Genomic DNA, 23,935 nt, shown 5'->3' on the forward strand with positions numbered 1-23,935 from the left:
CGCGGTAAAAACAACATTCTCGAATCGAGCCCTGCCCGAGGAGCCCAAACCCGCATGACCGACACCGAAGACGGAGCCGCCACGCCGCCCGAATATGGCGCGGATTCCATCAAGGTCCTGCGCGGCCTCGACGCCGTCCGCAAGCGCCCGGGCATGTATATCGGCGACACCGATGACGGCACCGGCCTGCATCACATGGTCTATGAGGTCGTCGACAACGCCATCGACGAAGCGCTCGCCGGCCATGCGACTCTCGTCACCGTGACGCTGAACGCCGACGGCTCCTGCACCGTCACCGACAATGGCCGCGGCGTTCCGACCGGCATTCACAAGGAGGAAGGCGTCTCCGCGGCAGAGGTCATCATGACCCAGCTGCACGCCGGCGGTAAATTCGACCAGAACTCCTACAAGGTCTCGGGCGGCCTGCACGGCGTCGGCGTCTCGGTCGTCAATGCGCTGTCCGTGTGGCTGAAGCTGCGCGTCTGGCAGGAAGGGCGCGAGCATTTCATGGAATTCGCCAATGGCGATTCCGTCGCGCCGCTCGCCGTGGTCGGCGCCGCGCCGATCGAGGGCGGCAAGCCCAAGCGCGGAACGGAAGTCACCTTCCTGCCGTCGCTCGAGACATTCAAGACGGTCGTCGAGTTCGATTATGCGACCATAGAGCATCGCCTGCGCGAGCTCGCCTTTCTGAACTCGGGCGTGCATATCGTGCTCACCGACGCGCGCCATGCGGAGCAAAAGCGCGAGGACCTCTATTATGAGGGCGGGCTCGAGGCTTTCGTGCGCTATCTCGATCGCGCCAAATCGGCGCTGATCGGCGCGCCGATCCTCATCCACGGCCAGCGCGAGCACATCAATGTCGAAGTCGCGCTGTGGTGGAACGATTCCTATCACGAGAATATTCTGGCCTTCACCAACAACATCCCGCAGCGCGACGGCGGCACGCATCTGGCGGGCTTTCGCGCCGCGCTGACGCGGCAGATCACCGGCTATTCCGAGCGCTCCGGCCTCACCAAGCGCGAGAAGGTCGATCTGACCGGCGACGATTGCCGCGAGGGCCTCACCTGCGTCGTCTCCGTGAAGGTGCCGGACCCGAAATTCTCCTCGCAGACGAAGGACAAGCTGGTCTCGTCCGAGGTGCGTCCGGCGGTCGAGAATGTCGTCAATGAGCTGCTCGACCAATGGCTGGAGGAGCATCCGCAGGAGGCGAAGAGCGTCGTCTCCAAAGTCTGCGAGGCCGCCGCCGCGCGCGAGGCGGCGCGCAAGGCGCGCGAGCTGACGCGGCGCAAGGGCGCGCTCGATGTCGCCAACCTTCCCGGCAAGCTCGCCGATTGTCAGGAGCGCGATCCGGCGAAGGCCGAGCTCTTCATCGTCGAGGGCGATTCCGCCGGCGGCACGGCCAAGCAGGGCCGCAATCGTGAGTTTCAGGCCGTGCTGCCGCTACGCGGCAAGATTCTCAATGTGGAGCGCGCGCGCTTCGACAAAATGCTGTCGTCCGAGCAGATCGGCACGCTGATAACCGCGCTCGGCACCGGCATAGGCCGCGACGAGTTCAACGCCGACAAGCTGCGCTATCACAAGATCATCATCATGACCGACGCCGACGTCGACGGCGCCCATATTCGCACGCTGATCCTCACCTTCTTCTATCGGCAGATGCCCCAGCTGATCGATCGCGGCCATGTGTTCATCGCGCAGGCGCCGCTCTACAAGGTGACGAAGGGCAAATCGACGCAATATTTGAAGGACGAGCGCGCGCTCGAGGATTATCTCATCGACTCGCTGCTCGACGGCGCCGTGCTCCGCTGCGGCAATGGCGAGGAGCGCGCCGGCAAGGATTTGCGCGCCGCGCTCGAGGATGCGCGTTCGTTCCGCACCATCATGAGCAGCCTGCATTCGCGCTACGACCGCAATGTGGTGGAGCAGGCGACGATGGCGAATGCGCTGCAATCGCCGCCCGACGAAGCGAAAGCGACCGAGGTCGCCGAGCGCCTCAACGCCATAGCGGAGGAGACCGAGCGCGGCTGGACCGGCGAATTGCGCGAGGGCGGCTATGTCTTCCACCGCACTTTGCGCGGCGTCGCGCAAGCGGTGACGCTGGATGCGGCGCTGCTCGCCTCGAGCGAGGCGCGCAAGCTGCAGGAGCGCGCCGAGAGCCTGCGCGAAATTTTTGCCGGCCCGGCGGCGCTGGCGCGGCGCAGCGACGAGACCGCGCTCTCCGGCCCTCTGGCGCTCTATGACGCAATGGCGGCGCAGGGCCGCAAGGGCCTCACCATTCAGCGCTACAAAGGCCTCGGCGAGATGAACGCCGAGCAATTGTGGGAGACGACGCTCGACCGCGAGGTGCGCTCGCTCTTGCAGGTGAAGGTGAAAGAGGCGGCGGAGGCCGAGGATATTTTCGTGAAGCTGATGGGCGACATCGTCGAGCCGCGCCGTGAGTTCATCCAGGAGAATGCGCTGAACGTCGCGAATTTGGACGTGTGATGGCCGAAACGCCCTGCGTCAAAATCTGCAAGATCGACCAGCCGACCGGCTTTTGCATCGGCTGCGCGCGGACGATGGCCGAGATCGCCGGCTGGCGCGACGCTTCCGAGGCGGAGCGCGAGCGCATTCTCGCCGCCCTGCCGGCGCGACGCGCGCGCCTGCAGAAAGAGCACGCCTCGTCGCAGCCGAAGCGGTCATGAAGCGCCGACGGGGCCGGGGCGCCCACTTGCCAAGGGCGGAGCGTTCAGCCTATAGCTGATCCAATCGCCGGCGGACGGCCGCAGGAACGGGACCTGCGCGAAAAAGCGCTCGATCTTTTTGATTGTATTCCAGAAAACTTCTTCCCTCTCGCGACCTGCCGCCGCCAATTCATCCCTCGACCGAAAGGCGAGACATGACGAAAATTCTGCCGGTCATAATGTGCGGCGGGGCAGGCACGCGCGTATGGCCCGAATCGCGGGAGACGCTCCCGAAACAATTCATTCCGCTCGTCGGCGAGCTGTCGACCTTCCAGACGACCATTCAGACGCTGTCGGACGAGGCGTTCGACAAGCCCGTCATCATCTCCAACGCCGATTATCGCTTCCTCGTCACCGATCAGCTGCGCGCCATCGGCGCCTCGGCCGATGTCGTCCTCGAGCCCACCCGGCGTGATTCGGCCGCCGCGGTCGCCGTCGCCGCCGGCGTCGCCGCGCGCCGCTCGCCGCAGACCATCGTCGTCGTGCTCGCCGCCGATCATGTGGTGCGCGACCCCAAAGGCCTCGTCGCTCTGTGCAAGAAGGCGGCGGCCGCCGCCACGGACGGCTATATCGTCACGCTCGGCGTCAAGCCCGACAATCCGGCCACGGGCTATGGCTATATTCGCCCCGGCGAGCGCATCGCCGGCGACGTTTTCAACCTCGAGGCCTTCGTCGAGAAGCCCGATCGCGAGACCGCGCAGCGCTATATCGACGCCGGCTATTTGTGGAACAGCGGCAATTTCATCTTCCGCGCCGATGTGATGCAGGCGGAGATCGCGCAATTCGAGCCGGCGATCGCCGATGCGGCGGAGAAGGCGATCGACGCAGGCCGCAGCGATCTCGATTTTCTGGTGCTGGACGCCGAATCTTTCGCCCGCGCGCCCAAGACCTCCATCGATTACGCCGTGATGGAGAAGACGCGCAAGGCCGCGGTGATCGAGGCCGACATCGGCTGGTCGGACGTCGGCAATTGGCGCGCCGTGTGGGAGCTGACCGAGCGCGACGAACAGGGCAATTCGGTGCGCGGCAATGGCGTCGTGCGCGATTCGCGCAATGTGCATGTGCGCTCGGACGAGACGCTGACGACCGTCGTCGGCGTCGACGATGTCATTGTGGTGACGACGCCGGATGCGGTGCTGGTGCTGGGTCACGAGCATGGCGACAATGTCAAGCAGCTCGTCGATCAGCTGAAGCGCGAGAACCGCCGCGAGGCGGGCGAGCACAAGCGCATCTTCCGCCCCTGGGGCTTCTACCAGTCGGTCGATTCCGGCGATCGGCATCAGGTGAAGCGCATTGTGGTGAAGCCGGGCGCGCGCCTGTCGCTGCAGAAGCATTTTCACCGCGCCGAGCATTGGATCGTCGTCAAGGGCACGGCGGAGGTCGGCCGCGACGAGGAGACGCTGCTCGTGCATGAGAACGAGTCGGTCTATCTGCCGATCGGCTGCATTCATCGCCTGAGCAATCCGGGCAAGATCGACCTCGAGATCATCGAGGTGCAGACCGGCTCATACCTCGGCGAGGACGATATCGTGCGCCTCGCCGATTTGTATAGCCGCGCCTAGATCGTCTATAGACGGCCGCTCGGCCGATGATAAAAGCCGCGAAAGTGGATTTGAATTAAGAGGGGTGCATGACGAAACGCGCGCTGCTGACGGGCATTACCGGACAGGATGGGGCCTATCTCGCACAGCTTCTGCTCGGCAAAGGGTATGAAGTCTATGGCGTGATCCGCCGCTCCTCGCATCGCGGCGTCGAGGACCATCGCCTGCGCTGGCTCGGCGTCGCCAATGACGTGCAGCTGCTCGACGGCGATCTCGGCGATCTCTCCAGCCTGCTGCGCATCGTCCAGGAGGTGAAGCCCGACGAGGTCTACAATCTCGCCGCGCAATCCTTCGTCGCCTCCTCCTGGCGCCAGCCCATTCTCACCGCCAACATCACCGCCGTCGCCGTCGCCAATGTGCTCGAGGCGCTGCGGCTCGGCGCCCCCGGCGCGCGCTTCTATCAGGCCTCCTCCTCCGAGATGTACGGCCTCATTCAGGAGCCGATGCAGAGCGAGAAGACGCCCTTCTATCCGCGCTCGCCTTACGCCGTCGCCAAGCTCTACGGCCATTGGATCACGGTCAATTACCGCGAGAGCTTCGGCATGCACGCCTCCTCGGGCATTCTCTTCAACCATGAGAGCCCGCTGCGCGGCATAGAATTCGTCACCCGCAAGGTCACGGATAGCGTGGCGCGCATAAAGCTCGGCCTCGCCAAGGAGCTTCGCCTCGGCAACATAGACGCCAAGCGCGACTGGGGCCATGCGCGCGATTATGTGCGGGCCATGTGGCTGATGCTGCAGCAGGAGACGCCGGACGATTATGTGGTGGCGACGGGCGTCACCACCACAGTGCGCGACATGTGCCGCATCGCTTTCGCCCATGCCGGCCTCGACATGGAGGCGCATGTGGTGATCGATCCGAAATTCTACCGCCCGGCGGAGGTCGATATTCTGCTCGGCGACAGCTCCAAGGCGCGCAAGGCGCTGGGCTGGGCGCCCGAGACCTCGCTCGACCAGCTCATCCGCGAGATGGTGGACGCCGATCTCGAGCGGCTGAAGCAGGCGAAAGCCTGAGGGCGCACGTGACCGGGTCGAAAAGTGAGCAGCAAGACGGCGTGGCCTTGTCCTCGGACAGCCTCGCCGCTTTCATTTCTGTAAAAGGCGCGGAGCTGCAATCGCTGCGCACGCGCGATGGCGTGGATTATCTCTGGGCCGGCGAGCCGAGCTGGCCCAAGCATAGTCCGCTGCTGTTTCCGATCGTCGGCCGGCTGGCGCAGGACCGCTATGATTATCGCGGCCACAGCTATGCGATGACGAAGCACGGCTTCGCGCGCGACAGCCTGTTCTCCATCGTCGAGGCCTCTCCGCATTCGGCGCGTTTCGCGCTGCGCGCCAGCGACGCGACGCGCGCGGTTTTCCCTTTCGAGTTTCTGCTCGAGGTGGAATTCACCCTCGACGGTCCGCGTCTCGACATTCGCCACAGCGTGACCAATCTCGGCGACGCGGACATGCATTTTTCCATCGGCGCGCATCCGGCCTTTCGCTGGCCGCTCGGCGACGCCGCCAAGGCGAAGAGCCGCATAAATTTCGAGCGCCATGAGCCGGCGCCGATCCGCAAGCTCACCGGCGGGCTTCTCGGCCGCATGAAGGATTCGCCCGTCGAGGGGCGAACGCTGCCGCTGCGGGAGGAGCTGTTCGCCGATGACGCGATCATCTTCGACACTCTGGCGAGCAAAAGCCTCGTCTATTGCTGCGGCAGCGGACGATCCGTGCAAATCGCCTGGGAAGGCTTCCAGCATCTCGGCCTCTGGTCCAAGCCGGGCGCGGATTTCCTCTGCATAGAGCCGTGGCATGGCTATGATTCGCCGGTCGGCTTCGCCGGCCAGCTCGATGAGAAGCCCGGCATCGCGCATGCGCGCCCCGGCGAGACGCGCGATTTCACTCTGCGCATAGAGATAGACTGAGCATGGGCGTCGCCAAGCGCCATGCGATCAAGCTGCTGCGGCGCTCGCTCGGCCTTCCGACCGGCGATCTCGACATTGTCGGCCGGCTGGACGGCGCCGCCGATGGCGTCGTTCACGGCTGGGCCTATTGTCCCGCCCATTCGGGCCGGCGCGTGCTCGTCGATATTTTCGCCGATGGCGTCTTCGTCGCCCAACAATTGGCGGATCGGCCGCGCGACGATCTCGCCGCCCATGGTTTCGGCGACGGCCGCCACGGCTTCGACGTCAAAATTCCGTCCGCTCTCCTGCGCAGCGCCGAGACGCGAATTCGCGTCCTCGCCCTCGCCGAAACACCGCTCGAGCTGACCGCGACGGAAGAGCGCCCGCTCCTCGCGCGCCGCCTCGGCCGCGAGGATTATCTGCGCACGACTTTCGCAGGCGCCTTTCGCGCCGGAGTCCTCGCCGGCGACGACGCCGCGCGCGCCGAGCGCTCGCCTCTGCGCCGGACGGAGCTTCTGTTCGCGCCGACGCCCGTCCCCGCCCCGCCGCCCATTCTCGGCGAGACGCTCTGCGCCTATCTGGACCAAAATCGCTACAAATGGGACCTCGCCGATAAATTCGACGCGACGATCTCGATCGCCGATCGCGAGGCTTTTCTCGCGCATTATGTGGAATTCTACGGCCGCGCGCGCCGCCCTCTGCGCATACCGCTCTCCGCGCGCGACATAGACTTTCTCTGTGAGGGGCCGACGGCGCAGGATCGCCTCGCGCCGAGCCGGGCGATGCGCCTCTTCGCGCAGACGCCGCAGGATACGAGCGCGACCGCGCGGCTCGAGGCGATATTTCGCTGGGCCGCTTACGGCGCCGCCGCTTTCAATGTCGAGGATTGCCTCATCGCGCCGGCGCATGAGGCGCTGCTGCGCTCACATGAGGACACGGGCGCGCGCTTCCCGCTCTCTGTTTTCATGACGCGCTTTCTCGACGCGCATCCGATTCTGCGCGGCGCCGATCTCGCGCAGGAGAGCGAGCGGCGCGCGGCCTATTTCGCCGTGCTTCTCTTCGCCGCTCGCGCGCCGCATTATCTGCGCTTTATTCCGCCAGATTGGCTCGAGACGTTTTTGACGCCGCAGGCGGGCGCCGCGCCCTTCGATGAAGAGTCGCGACGCCTCTTCGGCGCCGGCGGCGTCGATATCGCGCATTGGCGCGCCGCGATCGAGACGCTGGGCTATGATTTCGGCGCGCGGAACTTTCGTTCGCGCACGCCCGCCGGCCATCGCGCGCATTCGGCGACGCTGCCGGCGCCGGGCGGCGAGAGCGTCGACATTCAGCTCATCGGCCCTTTCAGCCGACAGCTCGGCATAGCGGACAGCTGCCGCGCGCTCGCCGCCGCGCTCGAGCGCCTCGATTATTCGCTGCGGCTCTGCGACTTCACTCTCGATTATCCCAATCGCATTCGCGAAGACGCCGCGCCGCTGCCGACGACGCTGCGACGCGCGAAGATCAATATTCTCCATCTCAATCTCGAGGAGCTGCCGAGCGCCATCGCCTATCTGCCGGACATATGGTCCGAGGGCCGGCTCATCGGCTTTCCCTATCTCGAGATGGCGACGCCGCATCCGGCGCAAATGCTCGGCCTGACGCTCGTCGACGAGCTCTGGTCGGCCTCGGACTTCACAAAAGATACGCTGGCCGTCCATCGGCCGACTCGTACGGTCGGCACATCGGCGCGGCCCGTGCGCAAAAAGGGTCGCGCGGCGGCGCGCGCGCTCGCCTATGCAGACATTGCGCGCGCCGACGATTTCGTCTTTCTTACCTCCTGCGACGCGCTCTCCGGCGTCTATCGCAAGAATCCGCTCGGCGTGATGCGCGCCTTTCTCGCCGCCTTCCCGCATGAGCCGAAGGTCAAGCTCGTCATCAAGACGCATAGCGTCGATCGCGTGCGCGCGCCGCGCGAGATGGATGTGTGGCGCTCCATTCGCAATGTCGTCGCCGAATGCGAGCGCATCGCGCTCGTCGATCGCATTCTCGACGATGAGGAGCAGATGGCGCTGATCGAAGGCGCCGATTGCTATGTCTCGCTACATCGCGCCGAGGGCTTCGGCTATCATATGCTGGAGGCGATGGCGCTGGAGACGCCGGTGATCGCCACCGCCTATTCCGGCAATATGGAATTTTGCGACGATCGCACGGCGTTTCTCGCGCCCTATCGCCTCGTTCCGGTCGGTCCTGGCGAATATCCGCGCATGCGCGGCGATCAGCTCTGGGCGGAGCCCGATCACGCGGGAAGCGTCGCGGCGATGCGCGCCGTCTTCCATGACCGCGCGGCGCGCGAGGCCAAGGTCGCCGCGGCGCGCCTGCTCGCCGAGACGCGATTCTCGACCGACGCTTTCGCACAACGGCTCGACGCGCGCATAAAAGAGATCATGCGCCTCGGCGCGCTCCGCTGAACAGGCCGCGCGCGCTCTTCTCGAGCGCCATGCCGGCGAGCATGGCGACGACGAAGACGATGATCTGCGGATCGAGAAAGGCGAGATCGACAATCGCCGGTCCAGGGCAGACGCCGCCCAGCCCCCAGCCCACGCCGAATATGGCCGAGCCGAACAGCAGCGGCGCGTCTATGGCCTTGCTCGTCGGCAGGCGCATCTCATCGCCGAGCAGCGCGCGCGAGCGGGTGCGGGCGAAGCGAAAGGCGATCAGCCCGACACCTATGGCGCCGCCCATGACGAAGGCCAGCGACGGATCCCAAGCGCCGGCTATGTCGAGAAAGCCTTTCACCTTGCTCGGCAGATTCATGCCGGAGATGCAGAGGCCGAGGCCGAACAACAGGCCGATGGCGAAAGCGGTCATGGTCGATCTCGTCATGGCTCAACCCATTATGTGGCGCAGAATGAAAACAGTGAGCGCGCCGCTCGTCATGAAGGCGGCGGTCGCGGCGAGCGCGCGCGGCGACAGGCGCGACAGGCCGCAGACGCCATGCCCGCTGGTGCAGCCGCCGCCGAGACGCGCGCCGAAGCCGACGAGCAATCCGGCGAGGATGGTCGCGCCATAGCCTATGTCGAAGATCGGCGTTTGCACTGCGCCGAGAAGACGCAAAAACGCAGCAGAAGCGACGAGGCCGAGGACGAAGGCGAGGCGCCAGGCCGCATCGCCCTTTATGGGCTGCAGCAGGCCGGCGACAATGCCGCTGATCCCCGCTATGCGTCCGAGCAGCAGGATCATGAGGCCGGCGGCGAGCCCGATCGCAACGCCGCCCGCCGCCGCGCTCCACGGCGTGAAATTGGCCCAATCGATCTGCATCCTCGTCCCCCGTTCCCCGCCTCGGCTCAATAGCCGCGCGCCGATCCCGCCGCGGAGCGCGGATCATTGACGCCGGTCATCGCGCCCTCGCTGATCTCTATCGCCTCCGATGCGCCGAAGGGCGCGTGATCCTCTATCCTATGCCCCATCGCCTCGAGCCGGCGGCGCGTCTCCTCCGAGAGCGCGCCGGGCTCGGCCAGCACGACATCCGGCAGCCATTGGTGATGAAGGCGCGGCGCCGCCACCGCCTGCGCCAGCGACATGTGATGATCGATGACATTGAGCGCCGTCTGCAGCGTCACCGAGATGATGCGCGGCCCATTGGGGCTGCCGAGAACCAGCGCGACCTTGCCGTCCTTCATCACAATGGTCGGCGACATCGAGGAGAGCGGCCTCTTGCCCGGCGCTATGGCGTTGGCGCTTCCCTGCACGAGGCCGAAGCCATTGGCGGCGCCGAGCGCGGCGGAGAAATCATCCATCTCGTCATTGAGCAGCACGCCCGTCTCCGGCGCCATCACCTGCGCGCCGAAATAGCCGTTGAGCGTATAAGTGACGGAGACCGCGCCGCCCTCGCCGTCGACGATGGAATAATGCGTCGTCTGCAAACGCTCGCGCGGCGCGGCGCCTTGCGCGAGATCGACCGAGCGCGTCGCATGATCGGGAGAGATGCTCGCGCGCAGCTCCGCCGCATAAGATCGCGAGGTGAGACGCGCGACGGGATTGCTGACGAAATCGGGATCGCCGAGCGAACTGTTGCGATCGAAGAAGGCGCGCCGCTCCGCCTCGATGAGAAGATGCGAGGATTGCGGCGTGTGAAAGCCGAGCGCGGCGAGATCATAGCCTTCGAGAATATTCAATATTTCGCACAGCGCGACGCCGCCCGAGCTCGGCGGCGCAGCGGAATAGAAATCATAGCCGCGATAGACGCAATGAATCGGCGTGCGCTCCATGACCTCATAGATCGCGAAATCCTGTTCCGCGATCACGCCATTCTCGGCATGAGCGGCGCGCTCGATCGCCTGCGGAATGCGCCCCTCATAAAAAGCGCGCGGCCCCTGCGCCGCGATCTCGCGCAACAGACGCGCGAGATCGCTCTGAATCAGCCGATCGCCGATCTGCAGAGGCGAGCCGTCTGCGCGGGAGAAGATTTTCGCCGCCGCGGGACTGTACTTCAGCCGCGTCGCCGCGCGCAGCACGCGAATATCGGCCTCCTCGAGAACAAACCCCTGCTCGGCCAGCGCGATCGCCGGCGCGATGATTTTTTCATGCGGCAGGCGGCCGTATTTGGCGTGGGCGGTCTCGAGGCCCATCACCGTCCCCGGAACCGCCACGGCGCGATAGCCGTTGCGGCTCGCATCTTTGTCGACGGCGCCCTTTGCGTCGAGAAAGAGATCGGCGCCGGCGGCCGCGGGCGCGGTCTCGCGAAAATCGAGGAAGCGCGCGCCCTGCCCCGGCAGCTGCGCCAGCAGAAATCCGCCGCCGCCGAGATTGCCGCAGCAAGGATGCGCGACGGCCAGCGCATAGCCGACGGCGACAGCGGCGTCGATGGCGTTGCCGCCCGCCTTCAATATGTCGAGCCCTATGTCGCTGGCGAGATGATGCTCGCTCACCACCATTCCGCGCCGCCCAGTCGCGACCGGCTCGGCGGCGGCGACGAAGGCGAGAGCGGAAAAGCAGAGCGCAAGAATAGATCGCATTCGCGCGTCGCTCATTGTCCGCCGCCTATTCCCGCCGGCGGGCCGATGAGCACGAAGCCGCGGCTGCGTCCTTCATTGCCGGCGTCGATCGTGTTCATCGCGTCGAAAAGCTCTGCGGCCGCGATCCACACCGGCGGATATTTGTAGCGCGCGACATCGAGCAGCAGAAAGCGATCCGTCTTGGCGTCATAGGCGGCGAGCGGCGAGATATGCCCGCTGCGCGTCTGGCCGAGCGCGGCGCGCTGATAATTGACGACGACATGGCGCCGCTTGCGCGAGAGCTGCTCGATTGCGCTGGCGCGAAACGCCGCGAGCGAGCTCTGCACCGCATGCGTGACCTTCGCCTCGAGGCCGAAGCTGGCGACGAGGCCGCCGAACTCGTCCAGCGTCATGCCCCGGCGCAGAATGTTCTCCTGCTTCACCACCGCCTCGGTCTTCTCGCTGAACAGATTGTCCTGCGAGAAGCTCCCCTGCCCCTCGCCGCCGGCGGGCGCGGGAATGTCGAGCGCATTGAGCAGCATCGCCAGAGTGGCGACGCCGCAGAAGGAGCCGTTCTTCTGCGTGACGAATTCCGAGGAGAGCGGCCAATAGGCCTCGCGCGCCTCCGCCTCGAGAAACCATTCGCGCCCCTGCGCGCTGCGCAGATCGACGAGATTATCCGAAAGCGGCAGCCGCTCCGCCAGCGCCGGCGAGACTGCGGCGGCGATCGCGCAAAAGAGAAGCGCGAGAACAGCGGCCGAGCGCCGCCGCGAGATCGTTTCCGCGTGACCGCCCCGGCCGTCATTGCGAGCGAAGCGAAGCAAACCAGAGCCCTGGGGCGGCTCTGGATTGCTTCGTCGCTCCGCTCCTCGCAATGACGATCCCGCGGAATGCGAAGCATTCACACGGAAACCGTATGAGATCGACGTCTTCGTCATTTCGTCCTCGGAGAAACGGACCGTCGAGGTCGCGCCGACACAAGCTAGAGGCGCGACGAGCGCCATGCAATTTTTGACCCGCGAAGGCGGCTTTATTGCGCCTCGAGCGCGGCCAGAAGGCTCGCCTGATCCGGCGCCGCGGCGACGCGCACATTGGCGCAGCCGGCGGCGCGCAGCACGCGCGCGACATCTTCCGACAGAGCGAGATGCGTGACGCGCGCGCGAAGCGTGACCGGGACGCCGGCCGCATCCGCCAGAGCGAGGAAGATCGATGCGCTGCGCGCCGAATAATGCAGCGCGGCCTCCACCTCGCCGGCCGAAAGAGCGGCGCGGGCCTCTTGCCCGAGAGCGGCGACGGCGCGCGCCTCATAGGTCTCGACCACTGTCGCCACATGGCCGCGCGCGCACAAGAAACTTTCGAGATCGTCCTTGCGATCATGGCCGGCGAGATAGAGAAAACGCGCCGGCGCCGCAAAGCGCGCGCCGAGCAGAAGCGTCAGCGCCGCCACATCGGGCGCGCTCGCCTCCACCAGCGCGCCGCGCGCGGAAAGCGCCTGCGCCGTCTTGCCGCCGACGACGAAAAACGGCGCGCGCAAGGCCGCGAGCCCTTCGACGAATTGAATCGCGCGGGCGCTGGTCGCCAGAACCGCGTCGAAGCGCTCGGCCGGAATCGGCGCGCCCGTGGCGGCGATCTCCAGAACCGGCGCGATCAGCGGCGCAAAGCCCCGCCGCCGCAATTCTTCCGCCGTGCGCTCGGCGTCCTCTCTCGCCCGCGTGACGAGAACGCGCCTCATGTGAGACCCGCGACTCCATTGGGCAGGCGCAGCAAAATCTCATTGGCGGCGGCGTCGCCGATCAACGCCGCATCCATGGACGGCCCGCGCCGACGCGCCTCATAGACCTGCGAGCCATCCGCCCGCAGCGCCATGCCGTGGAATTCGATCTCCTCGCCTATGAGCTTGTCGCCGATGATCTTGGCATGGGCGGCGATCGGCGTGCGGCAGGAGCCGTCCAGCACGGTGAGAAAGGCGCGCTCGGCGGCGAGCGCGGCGGCGGTCGCCGGATCGAGAATAGCGGCCAGAGCCTCGCGGACGCTCACATCGCCGGCGCGCTTGGTGACGGCTATGGCGCCCTGTCCGGCGGCAGGAAGAAAATCCTCTATCGGCAGAATGGCGGTGGCGTGGCGCTCGAGGCCGAGCCGCTTGAGCCCGGCGAGCGCCAGCAGCGTGCCGTCCACCTCGCCGCTCTCCACCTTGCGCAGCCTGGTCTCGACATTGCCGCGCAGCAGCACGATGGAGACATCCGGCCGCAGCCGCTTCACCTGCGCGCCGCGCCGCAGCGAGGCCGTGCCCACCACCGCGCCCTTCGGCAGCGCGTCGAGCGTCGCGCCATTGCGGCCGATCCAGGCGTCGCGCACATCCTCGCGTGGGAGATAGCCGGCGATGGCGATCTGAGGCGGCAGATGCGTCGGCAAATCCTTGGAGGAATGCACGGCGAGATCGATGCGCCCCTCGATGAGGGCGACGTCCAGCTCCTTGGTGAACAGCCCTTTGCCGCCCGATTCCGAGAGCGGCCGGTCCTGGATCATGTCTCCCGTGGTGCGGATGACCTCGATCGGCAGCGTCTCCGCCTCGAGGCCGAGCGCCGCGGCCAGCAAGGCCCGCAGCTGCCGCGTCTGCGCCAGAGCGAGAGGGCTGCCGCGTGTGCCGATGCGCAATTGTGTGGTCGTCATAGCCTCGTCCGCCGTGGGAATTGTCGAGGCGGACTATAGGGAAAAGCGGGCGGGCTACAAGCGGGCGGGAGGGGGACGTGGGGCGTCATTGTGCCAGATCGGCCGTATTCCACCGCACTTCGTACGATACCAAACAGCAGAGCGAACAGGCTATTCTTCGCTACCCGGCTCGACAAATTCACTCGTCGTAGGCGTCACCGATGTTGAATCAATGTCAACCGGCACGCTTGCATCGAGCACGATCTCAGTATTATGCGTGTTGAATGAAATCGCTTATCTCGGAATTTTCCTTCGGCTTTGCGCTCTCTCATGAGTTCGTATTGGCGCTCGGCAGTCTTACGGCTGCACCAATATTTCCCTCTCTAATAGAGGAAGGGCGTGCGGGTGGCGGGTATGACGTGAAACTCGAGGCACCCGGAATTCCGCTCTTCCTTCAGTTTAAGCGCTCCGATTGCCTGACTCGGCGAAGCGCTCGCGAGATTCGTGCAGGCGCGCCGTTGGTGCCACCGTTCTATCGGATCGAAATCACTGGAAAGGCCGACTCCGAACAACATGAGATGTTGATAGAACTCGATCAAGCTCCCAACTTCGTCTTCTATGCAGCCCCGATGTTCCATCGTAAGGAAGAATTTGATACCGCCTTCCTCAAAGGCCTCGTCCGGCAACGGTCCTTTTTTGTCCGGCCTCGCATGATCGGAAGCTTCGCGGATGACAAAGCCCATCATCTTTCTTTCGACGGAAGTAGCGCCGTCATAATGTCCAAACCGAAGATGATCAAAGGATATGGAGCCGCCGAGTTGGAGGCACTGTTGAAAAAGCAACTGACCGATGACGCACAGCCGCTCAGGCAAACCATCGGCAAGGCAGTAGAGAAGGCCGAAGCCGCTCGTACTCGCTCCCGCAAGCGAGTCAGTGCCCGCGCTAAGGAAATGGGCGATGACGAAGCGGTTCCGACGGTCGAGGTTTCGCGCGAGAGTCCGAGTGAGCTCTTCCGTAAACGTCAGGAGAGCGCCATTCCACCTGCTACCGTGCCCCCCTCGAAGGCGCATTCGGAGCGTGAACCACTGCGACGACTCGCTGATATTGGATTGCGCGAGTTCAACGCACAGCTTTACGTCGTTCAATCGAAGCCAGAGCTTTAACCTTCTCTTCCAACTTTTCAAGACGGTCCAGCGAGCGAGCGAGTGACGCGACATTTCTCGCGGTTCCGACAAACGCATGATGGTGTTTGTCCGATGTGTGGCTCTCGGCGCTTCGGCTTCGCGCATACGATCACAGGGCAGGAAAAACGCACTTGCTGGTGATCGGGAACAAGAGCAGCACGTCGCCGGTCGGGCGCGGGACGCGGAATCCGACAGCGACGGGTCGCGGCTTGCGGCCCTCGGTCGCGGCCGCCTCGGCCTCATGCGACCACAAGAACGGATAGCGGATGACCGCGCCCGTCGCGAATTCGCGAAAGCTCATTGCTCGTCGGACTCGGCCTCATAGGCCGCGAGCGCCGCCTTGGCGTCGTCGAAAAGATCATCGGGCATGGTCTCGATCCGATGCGCTATTCGGCTATCGGCGCGCGTTCTGAGCCGCTGATAATCCTCATAGCTCAAGAGGACGAGGCGCGGCTTGTTGCGCTGCGTTATGGTGACCGGACGACGCAGCGCCTCGGCGATTATGTCGCCGGATTTGCGCGAGAGGTCGCTGGTCGAGAATGTGCCGAACTCGGACATTTCACCCTCCAACAATGCTGTAATATGCAGCAAATACAGCATTGCGGCACGCCCCCCCTCGTCATGCCTCCATGGCGATCGGGTGAAGGTTTCCTCATCCTGAGGAGCCGCGAAGCGGCGTCTCGAAGGACGAGGAAACCTTCGTGCGCGGCCATCTGGAACTCCCCCTCGTGCTTCGAGACGGCTCCTGCGGAGCCTCCTCAGCATGAGGGGGAGGACTATTGTCCTTCAGCCGATCTCCGTGCTCCTATCGTCATGGCAGCTCAACGCGGCCATGACGGAGACTCCGCCTTCCCCCTCCTTGACACACCTGAAAATATTCCTATGCCCCTCCCACTCCCGCCCACAAAGGGCGCGCTCCTCGGGTCGTGGGGTGCGGGCGGGGGGCGGCTCCATCCGGGATGGCGACCCCCGTCCATGGACAGGCAGCGCGTCGCCGGGCGGCGTTCTTCTCCCGTCCATAGGGAGAAAAAAGAACCGCTCCGTGATCCCAGGCCGTCGGACTCGATCGCGTCTTGATCGAGAAACCCCAGGATTCGCGGGTTCGACCAAGCCTCGGGATGTCGACGAGAACGACAACCGCGTTTCGGGACACTCTGGACCCGATCGAATTTTTTCGCGCAACGGCCGTAAGGGGCCGGAGCGTCCCGAAACGCCCTTTCCCACCCCCGCGCCGCACGGCGCCGGGGCGCGCTCGCGCGGGCGCATAAACACAGTCCCTCACCCTGAGGAGCCTGCGCAGCAGGCGTCTCGAAGGGTCGGCCACGGCGCGCGGAGCATCCTTCGAGGCTTTTTGCGTTCCGCAAAAAGCGCCTCAGGATGAGGGGATTGTTTTCCTAAATCACCAAAAGCTCTGCGGATCGACGTCCACAGCCACGCGCACGCCGCCGCGCTCCTTGGGCGCCGCCGCCAGCATGGCGCGCAGATAGGCCTGCAGATCGGCGCTCTTGGGCGCCTTCACCAGCAGGCGGAAACGATAGCGCCCGCGAATGAGCGAGATGGGCGCCTCGGCCGGGCCGAGCACCACGATCTCATCGGCCTCCGGCAGGCCGCCGGCCGGGGCGACGCGATAGCGATCGGTGGAGGGCAGCGAATGCCCCGCCCGCGCCAGAGCGCGCGCATGGGTCTCGGCGGCGCCGGCGTCCTTGGCCGAGACGATCAGCGCCGCGAGGCGTCCGAAGGGCGGCAGGCCGGCGCGCTCGCGCAATCGCGTCTCCTGCGCGTAGAACGCCTCCGCCTCGCCGGAGAGAATGGCGCGAATGACCGGATGGTCGGCCTGCCAGCTCTGAATCAGCGCGCTGCCCGGCTTGTCGCCGCGGCCGGCGCGGCCGGTCACTTGGTTCAGCAGCTGAAAAGTGCGCTCGGCGGCGCGGGGATCGCCGCTGCCGAGCCCGCTGTCGGCGTCCACCACGCCGACCAGAGTGAGAAAGGGGAAATTATGCCCCTTGGCCACCAATTGCGTGCCGATGACGATATCGAAAGCGCCGGCCGCGATCTCGGCGAGCTCGCGGCGCAAGCGCTCCTGCCCGCCTGGAAAATCCGAGGAGAGCACCAGAGTGCGGGCGTCCGGGAAGAGGATCGCCGCCTCCTCCGCCAGCCGTTCGACGCCCGGCCCGCAGGCGGTGAGCGAATCCTCCGCCTCGCATTCCGGGCATATGTGCGGGCGGCGCTCGACATGGCCGCAATGATGGCAGACCAGCGCGCGGCGAAAGCGATGCTCGACCAGCCAGGCGTCACAATTCTCGCAGCGGAAGCGATGGCCGCAGCTGCGGCACAGAGTGAGCGGCGCATAGCCGCGCCGATTGAGGAAGAAGAGAACCTGCTCGCCGCGCGCGATCGTCTCCTGCGCCTCCGCCACCAGCCGCGGCGCGAGCCAGCGTCCGCGCTCCGGCCCATTGGCGCGCATGTCGATCGCCTCTATCCGCGGCATGGGCCTCGCATTGGCGCGGGCGGTGAGGCGCAGATAGCCGTAGCGGCCGGTCTGCGCATTGACGCGCGTCTCGATGGAGGGCGTGGCCGAGGCGAGCACGATGGTCGCGCCCTCGAGCCTCGAGCGCACCACCGCCATGTCGCGGGCGTGATAGGCGACGCCATCCTCCTGCTTATAGGCGGCCTCATGCTCCTCATCGACGACGATGAGCCGCAAATTCGAGAAGGGCAGGAACAGCGCCGAGCGCGCGCCGGCGACGACCTTCACCTCGCCGAGCGCGACGCCGCGCCACAGCCGCGCGCGCTTGCGCTCGGAGACGCCGGAATGCCATTCGGCGGGCTTGGCCCCGAAACGCGCGGCAAAGCGCTCGAGGAATTGCGCGGTGAGCGCGATTTCCGGCATCAAGACCAGCGCCTGCCCGCCGGCGCGCAGAGCCGCCGCGACGGCCTCGAAATAGACCTCCGTCTTGCCGGCGCCGGTGACGCCCTCCAGCAGAAAGGGCCGATAGCCGCCCTGCTCCACAGCGCTCGTCAGCGCCTCGGCGCCCGCGAGCTGCTCGGCCTCCAGCGGCGCGCGCGCGAAATCGGGATCCAGCGCGCCGGCGACGGGCTCCGGCGGCAGAGCGACGGCCTCGAGCGCGCCGGCGTCGACCAGCGCATCGACGACACCATTGGAGCAGGCCGCCGCGCGGGCGAGCTCGCCCTTGGAGAAAGTGAGGCCGCCCTCCGCCGCCTCTATGACGCGCGCCCGCGCCGCCGTCATGCGCTCGGGCGGCGGACCGGCGAGCCGATAGCCGACGCGGGGCGTCTCCGGCGCCGCCTCCTCCACCGCGCGGGTGGCGAGGCGCAGCGCCATGCCGCGCGGCGCCAAGGTCCAGCGCGCCACCCAATCGACGAAGCTGCGCAACGTCTCGCCCAGCGGCGGCCGGTCATATTTGGCGATGACGGATTTGAGATTGCCCGGCCCGGCGGCGCCCGCCGGCGCGACCGACCAGACGACGCCGAAGGATTTGCGCGTCGCCAGCGGAACCTCGACGCAATCTCCCGGCGAAAGCCGCAGCGCCGGCGGCGCGTAATAGGAATAGGCCATATCGACGGCCACCGGCAGCAGGATCTCGACGATCTGCGCCCCTTCCCTCGTGTCCGCCTCGCCGCTCATGGGCGTTGTCTTAAAGTGTTTTCGAGCGAAGTGGGAATTGGTTCGCTTGAAGAAAACACGACCGAAGGACGAAGCTCCGATATTTTGGGCGGCGGGCGCTCAGCGGGCGGCGATCCGCTTCGCCGCGTCGCGGCGGGGCTGGGCGAATTTCGTCCGGCTCCGCTCGCTCACCGGCCTCTCGCTCGCCGGCTTGGCGCTCACGGGCTTGTCGCTCGCAGGCTTGTCGCTCGCGGGCTTGACGGCGGCCGGGGGCGCTCCCACATCCAGCTCGCTGGTGAAATAACGGGTCAATTCGGAGACGATCATCGACTTCACATCGGCGCCGAGCGCGGTGAGGACGACACGATAGCAAGCGCTCGGAGGACCATAGACCTCATGCGTCTTTTGATCGATCAGCTCGTCACGCCGCATGATCTCGACCAGCTTCTTCTCTTCCAGAGATTTGTCGATGACGGCAAAGAGGCGCGTTCGCGCATCGGCTCTGTCATAGTCGCATTTGACCGCATCGGCGCCGAGCCTGTCCATGCTCGCGGCGTCGAGCGGAAGAAGATGGATCAACCGCTCCACCTCGCGCGGCCCGAGGTTTCGCGCGCGGGCGATGAGATCGCCCATGGAGTTCTTTTTCGCGCCGAGATCGGGGTTGATCTCGAAAGCCTTTTGTCCGAGCGCAAGCTTGAAATCGCCGATCTCGACCGACTGAACCTTGGAGAGCAGCATCAGCGCCGAGTCGGGCCGCTCATAGACGAAGACCCCGGCTGCGGCGGTCGGCGCGCCGATCGCCGTCGCCAGGGTCACGCTCTTGATGAAATCAAAAAGGTTCTTGGCAAAATCGGTCATCGCAATGCTCCGTCCCAATGTCTCTTGCTCGTTTCGAACGCTGAGATATTGCGGGACGGGGCTCCGAGCTTCTGTGCTCGCGCGCACAAGCCGATGAACGAAGCGTTAAGAAATCTCCGGGGGCCGGCGGCCGAGAGCGCGCGAGGGCCGCGCGCGCAAAAGATCGATCTCCTTCGACAGCGGTCCGCCGCGATCGAAAGCGAGCTGCGCGAGCGGCGCGATGAGCGTGTGGCGCGCGCCTCCGCCGAATGCGAATTGCGTGACGCACATCACAGATTCGCCGGTCTCGAAAATAGAGGTGACGATGCAGTCGGGAGAGAGAGCGCCGGTGTGAACGAGGGATTGCGCCTTGCGCCGCAGAATGGGACGCATCCGCGCGCGGGCTGGAAGATAGAGCGACAGGTCGCGCCAGCCCCCCTGGGCGTCGCGCGAGACATGATCCATCTCGAAATCTCCTTTGGGCAAATCTCTCGTGATCCGAGCGTCGCCGATGACCGAATGGACGCCATCATAGATCAGCGCCCTGTCACCGTCCTGTCGGGAGAGCGTATCGTCAAAGGAATTTTTGGAATTTTCGGCTGAAAATCATGTTACGCGAAGGTTATGCGAGGTTCGTGTGAGCTTCGTGAAATATTCGCGTTACGTTATACGCGCTATTACGGAGACGGGCGGCGCGGCTGCTCGCGCGCCGCGCCCATCGACGGCCGCTCAGACGAGCATGGCCGCCGGATGCTCGATCAGCCGCTTGAACTCCGCGAGCAGCGTGGCGCCCAGCGCGCCATCGACGGCGCGATGATCGACGGAGAGGGTGACGCTCATGATCGTCGCCACGGCGGGCGCGCCATTTCTGGCGATGATGCGCTCCTCGCCGGCGCCGACGGCGAGAATCGTCGCATGCGGCGGATTGATCACGGCGGCGAAATTCTTGACGCCGAACATTCCGAGATTGGAGACGGCGGTCGCGCCGCCCTCATATTCATTGGGCTTCAATTTTCGTTCGCGCGCGCGCCGCGCCAAATCCTTCAGCTCGATCGCGATCTCGCGGAAATTCTTGGTCTCGGCGTTGCGCACGATGGGCGTCACCAGCCCGCCGGGGATGGAGACGGCGACGCCGACATCGGAAGATTTGTGCTTCAGCATCGCCGTCTGCGTGAAGGTGACATTGGCGTCGGGAACCTTCTGCAGCGCCAGCGCCATGGCCTTGACGATGATGTCGTTGACCGAGACCTTCCACTCGGGCTCGCCATTCGCGCCCTTGGGCGCGGCGCTGTTGTAATCCTCGCGCAGATGCAGCAGCGCGTCGATCTCGCAATCCGTCTGCAGCGCGAAATGCGGAATCGTGCGCACCGCCTCGACCATGCGCCGCGCGATCGCCTTGCGCATCGAATCATGAGGAACCTCGGTGAAGGAGCCGGGCGCGAAGAGCTGGCGCACCACGGCGTCCGACATTCCGACCGGCGCCTCGATCACCGGGGCGGAAGACGGCGCCGCCACGGGCCGCGCGCCGGAGCCGAGCGCCGATTTCACATCGCGCTCTATGATGCGGCCATGCGGGCCGGAGCCCTTCAGAGCGGAAAGATCGAGTCCGCCTTCCCTGGCCAGCCTGCGCGCCAAGGGGGAAGCGAAGATGCGTCCGTCGGCTCCGCCGGGGGCGAGCCGCTCGTCTCCAGAGAGAGCCATGAGGTCACCTATAGAGAACAGCCTTCGCCGCCGCGATCACATCGGCGACGGAAGGCAGAGCCAGCTTCTCGAGATTGGCGGCATAGGGCATGGGCACGTCCTTGCCGGTGACACGCAGAACGGGGGCGTCGAGATAATCGAAGGCCTCCTCCTGCACGCGGGCGGCGATCTCCGCGCCTATGCCGCATTGCGGCCAGCCCTCCTCCACCGCCACGCAGCGGCCGGTCTTCCTCACCGATTCGATGATGGCGGGAACATCCATCGGCCGCAGCGTGCGCAGATCGACGACCTCCGCCTCTATCCCCTCCTTGGCCAGCGCCTCGGCGGCCGAAAGACAATGGATGACGCCGATGGAGAAGGAAACGAGCGTCACATCCGTTCCCGGCCTCGCGATGCGCGCCTTGCCGATGGGAATGAGGAAATCCTCGAGCATGGGCGTGTCCCATTGCTTGCCGTAGAGAATCTCGTTCTCGAGGAAGACGACGGGATTGGGATCGCGAATGGCGCTCTTCAAGAGCCCCTTGGCGTCGGAGGCGTTGGAGGGTGCGACGACCTTCAGCCCCGGCACTTGCGAGAACCAGGCCGCGTAATCCTGGCTATGCTGCGCGGCGACACGGGCGGCGGCGCCATTGGGGCCGCGAAAGACGATGGGGCAATTGATCTGCCCGCCGGACATATAGAGCGTCTTGGCCGCGGAATTGACGATGTGGTCGATCGCCTGCATGGCGAAATTGAAGGTCATGAATTCGCAGATCGGCCGCAGCCCAGCGAAGGCGGCGCCGACGGCGAGGCCGGCGAAGCCATATTCGGTGATCGGCGTGTCGACGACGCGGCGCGGGCCGAATTCCTGCAGCAGGCCCTGCGTGACCTTATACGCCCCCTGATATTCCGCGACCTCCTCGCCGATGACGAAGACATTTTGGTCGCGGCGCATCTCCTCGGCCATGGCGTCGCGCAGAGCTTCGCGCATGGTCATGGGGAGGAGCGTCGTATCGGCCGGAATTTCGGGGACGGCGACTGCGGGCGAAGGAGCGGCGGGCTCGGCCGCAGTCGCGGCCGGCGCAGCGGGGACGGCGGCGGCGGCAGCCGCCTCCTGCGGAGCGGAGGCTGGAATATCCGGCGCCTTGGCGGGCGCAGGCGCGGCGTTCTCGGTGGGGGCGGCGGCCGGCGTCGAAGGCGGAGCCTCCGCGGGGCCGATCTCCTCGCCCTCCTCGGCGATGACGGCGATGGGCGTGTTGACGGCGACATTCTCGGCGCCGCCCGGCACGAGGATGCGGGCGAGCACGCCCTCGTCCACGGCCTCCACCTCCATCGTCGCCTTATCGGTCTCGATCTCGGCGATGACATCGCCGGCCTTGACCTTGTCGCCTTCGTTCTTGAGCCATTTGGCGAGCTTGCCCTGCTCCATCGTGGGCGACAGCGCGGGCATGAGGACATTCACGGTCATGGATTTATCCGCACAATAAAGAGGGCGCGCGCTCCCTTCTCCCACTTGTGGGAGAAGGTGGCCCGGCGAAGCCGGGTCGGATGAGGGCTATCGCTGCAACAACCGCCTCGGGCCGTAAGTCTCGAAGGAGCAGAAAAATCGCGGGCCCTCATCCGACCCTCGCTGACGCGAGGGCCACCTTCTCCCGCAAGCGGGAGAAGGAGAAGAGCGCGATGAGCCCGCCCTTCCCTCATAGAACCACATCCGTCCACAATTCGCTTGGATCTGGCTCTGGATCATTGGTCGCGAAATCCGCCGCCTCGGACACGATGCGGCGCACGGCGGCGTCGATCTGCTTCAACTCGTCCTCGCCGATCCCGCCGGCCAGCAGACGGGCGCGCACCTGCTCGATGGGATCATGCTCCTCGCGCACGCGCTGCACTTCTTCCTTGGAGCGATATTTGGCAGGATCGGACATGGAATGGCCGCGATAGCGATAGGTCTGCGCCTCGATGAGGAAAGGCCCCTTGCCGGCGCGGCACCAGTCGAGCGCCTCGCGCGCAGCGGCGGCGACGGCGCGCACATCCATGCCGTCGATCTGCCGGCCGGGAATGTTGAAAGCTGTGCCGCGCATGGAAAAATTCGCCTGCGCGGAAGAACGCTCCACCGACGTTCCCATAGCGTAGCGATTATTCTCGACGATGAAGACGATGGGCAGCTTCCAGAGCTCCGCCATATTGAAGCTCTCGTAGACCTGGCCCTGATTGGCGGCGCCGTCGCCGAAGAAGGTCAGCGAGACGGAGCCGTCGCCGCGATAGAGATCGGCGAAAGCGAGGCCGACGCCGAGCGGGGCCGGCGCGCCGACGATGCCATGGCCGCCATAAAAATTCTTCTCGCGCGAGAACATGTGCATGGAGCCGCCCTTCCCTTTGGAATAGCCGCCCCGCCGCCCGGTGAGCTCCGCCATCACCCGCCTCGGCTCCATGCCGCAGGCGAGCATATGGCCGTGGTCGCGATAGCCGGTGATGAATTGATCTGTGGATTTCGCCGACATTCGCGCGCCGACGACCACCGCCTCCTGGCCGATGTAGAGATGGCAGAAGCCGCCGATGAGGCCCATGCCATACATTTGGCCGGCCTTCTCCTCGAAGCGGCGGATCAGCAGCATCGCCCGATAGGCGGATAGCTCCTGCTCGCGCGTGAAGGCCAGAATGCCGCCCTCGGCCTGCGCGCCCTCGGCGGCGCTGGCTACATCGGCGATTTTCGCGTGTCTGTCCGCTGCCGGCATGGCCGCCCGTCCTCGTCGTCGTTTGACAATATCTGGGAGCGCGTGA

Annotated in this window: 20 protein-coding genes and 1 pseudogene; 7 read left to right on the plus strand and 14 right to left on the minus strand. The window is 65.7% G+C overall.

Annotation, left to right across the window (positions count from 1 at the left end; genetic code table 11):
• Positions 1 to 54: 54 nt before the first annotated feature.
• From gyrB to METLW3_RS0113510, 6 genes are all read left to right on the plus strand, one after another.
• Positions 55 to 2,484: a DNA topoisomerase (ATP-hydrolyzing) subunit B gene (gyrB, locus tag METLW3_RS0113485; RefSeq protein WP_024880418.1), complete on the plus strand. Its 2,430-nt coding sequence runs from the start codon at positions 55 to 57 to the stop codon at positions 2,482 to 2,484.
• Complete coding sequence (locus tag METLW3_RS0113490; protein WP_024880419.1) at positions 2,484 to 2,684, plus strand: DUF1289 domain-containing protein; 201 nt, start codon at positions 2,484 to 2,486, stop codon at positions 2,682 to 2,684. The genes gyrB and METLW3_RS0113490 overlap by 1 nt, the downstream gene beginning before the upstream one ends.
• A gap of 194 nt (positions 2,685 to 2,878) precedes the next feature.
• Complete coding sequence (locus METLW3_RS0113495; RefSeq protein ID WP_024880420.1) at positions 2,879 to 4,285, plus strand: mannose-1-phosphate guanylyltransferase/mannose-6-phosphate isomerase; 1,407 nt, start codon at positions 2,879 to 2,881, stop codon at positions 4,283 to 4,285.
• 68 nt (positions 4,286 to 4,353) lie between these two features.
• Entirely contained in the window at positions 4,354 to 5,337 is a 984-nt protein-coding gene (gmd, locus tag METLW3_RS0113500) for a GDP-mannose 4,6-dehydratase (RefSeq protein ID WP_024880421.1), read from the plus strand.
• A gap of 8 nt (positions 5,338 to 5,345) precedes the next feature.
• On the plus strand, positions 5,346 to 6,227 hold the full coding sequence (locus tag METLW3_RS0113505; RefSeq protein WP_198022771.1) for an aldose 1-epimerase family protein: 882 nt from the start codon (positions 5,346 to 5,348) through the stop codon (positions 6,225 to 6,227).
• Between the two features lie 2 nt (positions 6,228 to 6,229).
• The gene (locus tag METLW3_RS0113510; protein ID WP_024880423.1) at positions 6,230 to 8,653 is read left to right on the plus strand and encodes a glycosyltransferase; all 2,424 of its coding nucleotides are present in this window, start codon (positions 6,230 to 6,232) and stop codon (positions 8,651 to 8,653) included.
• Here METLW3_RS0113510 and METLW3_RS0113515 read toward each other — a convergent pair.
• The 6 genes from METLW3_RS0113515 to hemC all read right to left on the minus strand — a co-directional run bounded on the left by METLW3_RS0113515 (position 8,628) and on the right by hemC (position 13,849).
• Complete coding sequence (locus METLW3_RS0113515; protein WP_245267335.1) at positions 8,628 to 9,053, minus strand: DUF6691 family protein; 426 nt, start codon at positions 9,051 to 9,053, stop codon at positions 8,628 to 8,630. The two genes, METLW3_RS0113510 and METLW3_RS0113515, sit on opposite strands and share 26 nt — an antisense overlap.
• 18 nt (positions 9,054 to 9,071) lie before the next feature.
• Entirely contained in the window at positions 9,072 to 9,503 is a 432-nt protein-coding gene (locus METLW3_RS0113520; RefSeq protein ID WP_024880425.1) for a YeeE/YedE thiosulfate transporter family protein, read from the minus strand.
• A gap of 26 nt (positions 9,504 to 9,529) precedes the next feature.
• Complete coding sequence (gene ggt / locus METLW3_RS0113525) at positions 9,530 to 11,200, minus strand: gamma-glutamyltransferase (protein WP_024880426.1); 1,671 nt, start codon at positions 11,198 to 11,200, stop codon at positions 9,530 to 9,532.
• Positions 11,201 to 11,211: 11 nt separating this feature from the next.
• A complete protein-coding gene (locus tag METLW3_RS0113530) occupies positions 11,212 to 12,003 on the minus strand; it encodes a phytochelatin synthase family protein (RefSeq protein ID WP_084484891.1) in 792 nt (263 codons plus the stop codon).
• A 206-nt stretch (positions 12,004 to 12,209) separates the two neighbouring features.
• Positions 12,210 to 12,911, minus strand: a complete 702-nt coding sequence (locus METLW3_RS0113535) for a uroporphyrinogen-III synthase (protein ID WP_024880428.1) — start codon at positions 12,909 to 12,911, stop codon at positions 12,210 to 12,212.
• Positions 12,908 to 13,849, minus strand: coding sequence for a hydroxymethylbilane synthase (gene hemC, locus METLW3_RS0113540; protein WP_024880429.1), 942 nt, complete (start codon positions 13,847 to 13,849; stop codon positions 12,908 to 12,910). Before hemC ends, METLW3_RS0113535 begins: the two co-directional genes overlap by 4 nt.
• 263 nt (positions 13,850 to 14,112) lie before the next feature.
• Here hemC and METLW3_RS28250 point away from each other — a divergent pair, with 263 nt between their 5' ends.
• Positions 14,113 to 14,991 (plus strand): hypothetical protein, encoded by an 879-nt coding sequence (locus tag METLW3_RS28250; RefSeq protein ID WP_157096216.1) that lies wholly within the window; start codon positions 14,113 to 14,115, stop codon positions 14,989 to 14,991.
• A 130-nt stretch (positions 14,992 to 15,121) separates the two neighbouring features.
• On the opposite strand, the gene METLW3_RS0113550 is transcribed toward METLW3_RS28250, so the two are convergent.
• The 8 genes and pseudogenes from METLW3_RS0113550 to pdhA all read right to left on the minus strand — a co-directional run bounded on the left by METLW3_RS0113550 (position 15,122) and on the right by pdhA (position 23,889).
• Positions 15,122 to 15,313 (minus strand): hypothetical protein, encoded by a 192-nt coding sequence (locus METLW3_RS0113550; protein WP_024880431.1) that lies wholly within the window; start codon positions 15,311 to 15,313, stop codon positions 15,122 to 15,124.
• Complete coding sequence (locus tag METLW3_RS0113555) at positions 15,310 to 15,570, minus strand: type II toxin-antitoxin system prevent-host-death family antitoxin (protein WP_024880432.1); 261 nt, start codon at positions 15,568 to 15,570, stop codon at positions 15,310 to 15,312. The genes METLW3_RS0113550 and METLW3_RS0113555 overlap by 4 nt, the downstream gene beginning before the upstream one ends.
• 841 nt (positions 15,571 to 16,411) lie before the next feature.
• Positions 16,412 to 18,658 carry a primosomal protein N' gene (locus tag METLW3_RS0113560; RefSeq protein WP_024880433.1) on the minus strand — a complete coding sequence of 749 codons (2,247 nt, stop codon included), beginning with the start codon at positions 18,656 to 18,658 and terminating at the stop codon, positions 16,412 to 16,414.
• Positions 18,659 to 18,757: 99 nt separating this feature from the next.
• Positions 18,758 to 19,495 carry a hypothetical protein gene (locus METLW3_RS0113565; protein ID WP_024880434.1) on the minus strand — a complete coding sequence of 246 codons (738 nt, stop codon included), beginning with the start codon at positions 19,493 to 19,495 and terminating at the stop codon, positions 18,758 to 18,760.
• 105 nt (positions 19,496 to 19,600) lie between these two features.
• The gene (locus tag METLW3_RS0113570) at positions 19,601 to 19,939 is read right to left on the minus strand and encodes a hypothetical protein (protein ID WP_024880435.1); all 339 of its coding nucleotides are present in this window, start codon (positions 19,937 to 19,939) and stop codon (positions 19,601 to 19,603) included.
• Between the two features lie 264 nt (positions 19,940 to 20,203).
• A pseudogene (locus METLW3_RS0113580) lies at positions 20,204 to 21,136 on the minus strand (2-oxo acid dehydrogenase subunit E2); the annotation flags it as partial.
• A 43-nt stretch (positions 21,137 to 21,179) separates the two neighbouring features.
• A complete protein-coding gene (locus tag METLW3_RS0113585) occupies positions 21,180 to 22,622 on the minus strand; it encodes a pyruvate dehydrogenase complex E1 component subunit beta (protein WP_024880437.1) in 1,443 nt (480 codons plus the stop codon).
• A gap of 229 nt (positions 22,623 to 22,851) precedes the next feature.
• Positions 22,852 to 23,889, minus strand: a complete 1,038-nt coding sequence (gene pdhA, locus METLW3_RS0113590) for a pyruvate dehydrogenase (acetyl-transferring) E1 component subunit alpha (protein ID WP_024880438.1) — start codon at positions 23,887 to 23,889, stop codon at positions 22,852 to 22,854.
• Positions 23,890 to 23,935: the final 46 nt, after the last annotated feature.

The organism is Methylosinus sp. LW3 (assembly GCF_000527115.1).
Classification (GTDB): domain Bacteria; phylum Pseudomonadota; class Alphaproteobacteria; order Rhizobiales; family Beijerinckiaceae; genus Methylosinus.

Excerpts from the sequence above, each read along its gene's own strand:
- gyrB (WP_024880418.1), top strand. The coding sequence starts at position 55 with ATGACCGACACCGAAGACGGAGCCGCCACGCCGCCCGAATATGGCGCG.
- METLW3_RS0113490 (WP_024880419.1), top strand. The coding sequence starts at position 2,484 with ATGGCCGAAACGCCCTGCGTCAAAATCTGCAAGATCGACCAGCCGACC.
- METLW3_RS0113495 (WP_024880420.1), top strand. The coding sequence starts at position 2,879 with ATGACGAAAATTCTGCCGGTCATAATGTGCGGCGGGGCAGGCACGCGC.
- gmd (WP_024880421.1), top strand. The coding sequence starts at position 4,354 with ATGACGAAACGCGCGCTGCTGACGGGCATTACCGGACAGGATGGGGCC.
- METLW3_RS0113510 (WP_024880423.1), top strand. The coding sequence starts at position 6,230 with ATGGGCGTCGCCAAGCGCCATGCGATCAAGCTGCTGCGGCGCTCGCTC.
- METLW3_RS0113515 (WP_245267335.1), bottom strand. The coding sequence starts at position 9,053 with ATGACCGCTTTCGCCATCGGCCTGTTGTTCGGCCTCGGCCTCTGCATC.
- METLW3_RS0113520 (WP_024880425.1), bottom strand. The coding sequence starts at position 9,503 with ATGCAGATCGATTGGGCCAATTTCACGCCGTGGAGCGCGGCGGCGGGC.
- ggt (WP_024880426.1), bottom strand. The coding sequence starts at position 11,200 with ATGCGATCTATTCTTGCGCTCTGCTTTTCCGCTCTCGCCTTCGTCGCC.
- METLW3_RS0113535 (WP_024880428.1), bottom strand. The coding sequence starts at position 12,911 with ATGAGGCGCGTTCTCGTCACGCGGGCGAGAGAGGACGCCGAGCGCACG.
- hemC (WP_024880429.1), bottom strand. The coding sequence starts at position 13,849 with ATGACGACCACACAATTGCGCATCGGCACACGCGGCAGCCCTCTCGCT.
- METLW3_RS28250 (WP_157096216.1), top strand. The coding sequence starts at position 14,113 with ATGAAATCGCTTATCTCGGAATTTTCCTTCGGCTTTGCGCTCTCTCAT.
- METLW3_RS0113550 (WP_024880431.1), bottom strand. The coding sequence starts at position 15,313 with ATGAGCTTTCGCGAATTCGCGACGGGCGCGGTCATCCGCTATCCGTTC.
- METLW3_RS0113555 (WP_024880432.1), bottom strand. The coding sequence starts at position 15,570 with ATGTCCGAGTTCGGCACATTCTCGACCAGCGACCTCTCGCGCAAATCC.
- METLW3_RS0113560 (WP_024880433.1), bottom strand. The coding sequence starts at position 18,658 with ATGAGCGGCGAGGCGGACACGAGGGAAGGGGCGCAGATCGTCGAGATC.
- METLW3_RS0113565 (WP_024880434.1), bottom strand. The coding sequence starts at position 19,495 with ATGACCGATTTTGCCAAGAACCTTTTTGATTTCATCAAGAGCGTGACC.
- METLW3_RS0113570 (WP_024880435.1), bottom strand. The coding sequence starts at position 19,939 with ATGGATCATGTCTCGCGCGACGCCCAGGGGGGCTGGCGCGACCTGTCG.
- METLW3_RS0113585 (WP_024880437.1), bottom strand. The coding sequence starts at position 22,622 with ATGACCGTGAATGTCCTCATGCCCGCGCTGTCGCCCACGATGGAGCAG.
- pdhA (WP_024880438.1), bottom strand. The coding sequence starts at position 23,889 with ATGCCGGCAGCGGACAGACACGCGAAAATCGCCGATGTAGCCAGCGCC.